Origin of the sequence: Nonomuraea sp. NPDC049784, from assembly GCF_040659615.1 — a bacterium.
Taxonomy (GTDB): Bacteria; Actinomycetota; Actinomycetes; order Streptosporangiales; family Streptosporangiaceae; genus Nonomuraea.
The window spans coordinates 1-3,095 of sequence record NZ_JBFAMX010000895.1; the positions used below are offsets into that span (position 1 = coordinate 1).

Annotated in this window: 4 protein-coding genes and 1 pseudogene; 3 read left to right on the forward strand and 2 right to left on the reverse strand. The window is 71.5% G+C overall.

Annotated elements, in window-relative coordinates; genetic code table 11:
• Window positions 1-204: pseudogene (locus tag AB0J09_RS60585) on the forward strand (hypothetical protein); the annotation flags it as partial.
• The gene (locus tag AB0J09_RS60590) at window positions 201-1,418 is read left to right on the forward strand and encodes an ABC transporter permease (RefSeq protein WP_360712940.1); all 1,218 of its coding nucleotides are present in this window, start codon (window positions 201-203) and stop codon (window positions 1,416-1,418) included. The pseudogene AB0J09_RS60585 and the gene AB0J09_RS60590, both read left to right, overlap by 4 nt.
• Window positions 1,419-1,468: 50 nt before the next feature.
• On the opposite strand, the gene AB0J09_RS60595 is transcribed toward AB0J09_RS60590, so the two are convergent.
• On the reverse strand, window positions 1,469-1,795 hold the full coding sequence (locus tag AB0J09_RS60595; RefSeq protein ID WP_360712943.1) for a hypothetical protein: 327 nt from the start codon (window positions 1,793-1,795) through the stop codon (window positions 1,469-1,471).
• Window positions 1,796-2,137: 342 nt separating this feature from the next.
• On the opposite strand from AB0J09_RS60595, the gene AB0J09_RS60600 reads away from it, so the two are divergent.
• Window positions 2,138-2,743: a TetR family transcriptional regulator gene (locus AB0J09_RS60600; RefSeq protein WP_360712946.1), complete on the forward strand. Its 606-nt coding sequence runs from the start codon at window positions 2,138-2,140 to the stop codon at window positions 2,741-2,743.
• A gap of 96 nt (window positions 2,744-2,839) precedes the next feature.
• On the opposite strand, the gene AB0J09_RS60605 is transcribed toward AB0J09_RS60600, so the two are convergent.
• On the reverse strand, window positions 2,840-3,095 hold a 256-nt coding region (locus AB0J09_RS60605; protein ID WP_360712949.1), incomplete at its 5' end, for a site-specific integrase.

Here is a 3,095-nt window from a genome sequence, read left to right on the forward strand (position 1 = left end):
CTGGACTCCCACGCCGGCGCCGACGTGCTGGCCGTGCTGGCGGACCTGCACGAATCCGGCACCACCATCGCCATCATCACCCACGACGCCGAGATCGCCGGCTGGTGCCCCCGCCAGGTGCGCCTACGCGACGGCCTCATCGTCGACGGTCACGAGCACGATCACCTGAGCCCCGTGGAGCTCTTGAGAGGAGCCCGGCGTTGAACCACCACGACCGCCACCAGGGCAGGCAGCGGCTCGCGCCAGGCAGGCTCAGCCCGGGCGACGTGCTCCGGGTCGGCGCCGCCGGGCTGCGTGCCCGCCCCACGAGGGTGATCCTGTCGGCGCTCGGCATCGCCATCGGCATCGCGACGATGATCGCCGTGATCGGGATCTCGTCCTCCTCACGGGAGCAGCTTCTGCGCCAGCTCGACAAGCTCGGCACGAACCTGCTCACCGTCGCGCCCGGCCAGACCATGTTCGGGGAGAACGCCAAGCTGCCGACCACCGCGCTGGCCATGGTCCAGCGCATCCGCCCGGTGCGGACGGCCGCGGCCACCGGCGCCGTGGAGGCCACCATACGCCGCAACAACCACATTCCCGACGCCGTGACCGGCGGCATCGCCGTACAGGCGGCCAGCACCGACCTGCTGACCACCCTGGAGGGAGCGGTGGCCAAGGGCACCTGGCTCAACGACGCCACCGCCCGCCAGCCCACCGTCGTGCTCGGCGCGAAGGCGGCCGAGCGGCTAGGCCTGACCAGGACCGGGGTGCAGGTGTGGATGGGCGGCCGGTGGTTCACGGTCATCGGGATACTCGGGCCGATGCCGCTGGCGCCGGAGATCGAGCGTTCGGCCCTGGTCGGCTTCCCCGCGGCGCAGGAGCTGCTGGGGTTCGACGGCTACGCCACCACCATCTACGAGCGTTCCTCGGACGAGTCGGTGGAGTCGGTGCGGGAGGTGCTGGCCCGCACCGTGAACCCGGAGAACCCCGAGGAGGTCGCGGTCAGCAGGCCGTCGGACGCCCTGGCCGCCAAGGCCGCCGCCGCGGGCGCCTTCACCAACCTGCTGCTCGGGCTGGGCGCGGTGGCCCTGCTGGTGGGCGGCGTCGGGGTGGCCAACACCATGGTCATCTCGGTGCTGGAGCGCCGCAAGGAGATCGGCCTGCGCCGCTCGCTCGGGGCCACGCGGGGCCAGGTGCGCATCCAGTTCTTGTCGGAGTCGCTGCTGCTGTCGGCCCTGGGCGGCGTGGTGGGCTCGATGCTGGGCGCGCTGGCGACCACGGGATACGCCCTGTCGCGGAACTGGCCGCCGGTCGTGCCGCCGTGGGCCCTGGGCGGCGCGATCGGGGCGACCCTCCTGATCGGCACCCTCGCGGGGCTCTATCCCGCCATGCGGGCCGCCCGCCTGTCTCCCACGGTCGCCCTCGCCACCACCTGAGGTGTATGGCGGGTCCCGGAACCCGCCGTGCACGGGCTCCGGGGCGGTCATCAGGACGACATGCTGCCCACGATGATGGCGCCGAGCACGATGCCGAGGACCATCCCCACGCCGCCGGCGACGGCGGCCCACTTGCCGAGGGGCTCGCCTCGCGTGTGGCCGACGATGCCGAGCACGATGCCGGCCAGCCCGAACAGGATCGGGATGAACAGCACGGCCACCGCCGCGCAGACGAACCCGATGATCGACAGGACCTGGTTGCTCGGTTGCGGCTTCTGGGGAGGTGGCGGCGGCGGGTATGGCGGCGGCTGCGGCCACTGCTCATCGCGTGCGTGCGGGGCGTCGTCGCCCTGGTACGGATCCTGCGAAGAGGTCACTGGCGGGCTCCTCTCGAGACGTGAACAACATCACACACCGAAGGCACCCGTCCTGTCGAGCCGAACGAACACGGACATCTACTGAATTCAGATGGCTTCTGCCGGATGGGAAAGCTGAGGTGGCAAGGCCCTGGCGTGTACGACGTCCAGCCAGGAGACGGCGCGGGTGAGGGCGACGTACAGGCGGTTGAGCCCGCGCCGTCGAGCATCCTGCGCAGCCCGGCCTTGCAGCGTTCGACGTACTGCCTCTCGTCGTCGAGCGTGCCCACTCGCACCTCCTCAGAAAGCGTTAACTCGGTTAAGACTTTAACCAGGTTAACGCTTTTTTGCTAGAGTGTGCTCATGGCAGGACTACGGGAGCTCCAGCGGCAGCGCGTCCACGAGGCCATCTCGACGGCGGCCATCGCGCTCTTCCTGGAGCGCGGCTTCGACGAGGTGCCGGTGACGGAGGTGGCGGCGGCGGCGGGCGTGTCGAAGCCGACGCTGTTCAAGTACTTCCCGACCAAGGAAGACCTCGTGCTGCACCGGATCGCCGACCATCAGGGCGAGGCCGCCCGCGTCGTACGGCGGCGAGCGCCGGGCGAGCGGCCGCTGGAGGCGCTGCGCCGCCACTTCCTCGACGGGCTCGCCAGGCATGACCCCGTCACGGGACTCAACGACGAGCCGGAGGTGCTGGCCTACCAGCGGATGGTGTACTCCACGCCGAGCCTGGTCGCGCGGCTGTTCCAGCACATGTCGCTGGACGAGCGGGCCCTGGCCGAGGCGCTCGCGGAGACCGTCGACGACCTGACCGCCGATCTGGTCGCCGGGCAGGTGCTGGCCATCCAGCGGGTGCTGGCCCTGCGCAACGTGGGGCTGCTGGCGGAAGGGCGGCCGCTGGCGGAGGTGGAGCGCGAGGCGGTGCGGGCGGCCGAACGCGCCTTCTCGCTCCTTCCCGCCGGCGTGTGAGGACCTTCCGCTCCATGCCTCGCGAACATCTCGTTCTGCCAGGGCGTCCTTCCTCCCTCCCTGTGCGATGGGAGGACGCGTGTGGCGGGGATTGTCTCAGGACAGGGGGCGGGGGGCGGGGAGGCGGAGGCGGTCGACGGCGTCGCGGCGCGTTTTCTCCGGACGGCGGTCGTAGCGGGCCGTCGTGGCGGGAGAGGAGTGGCCGACCAGGGCCTGGGCCGTGGCCAGGTCCACGCCCGCGTCCAGCAGCTCGCCGATGAACGTCCGCCGGAAGTCGTGCGCGGTACGCCGGGACGCCCCCGCCTCGGCCAGGCGGCGGGCCAGGATGTCGGCGATGCCCTGCCCGGTCAGC

Excerpts from the sequence above, each read along its gene's own strand:
- AB0J09_RS60600 (WP_360712946.1), top strand. The coding sequence starts at position 2,138 with ATGGCAGGACTACGGGAGCTCCAGCGGCAGCGCGTCCACGAGGCCATC.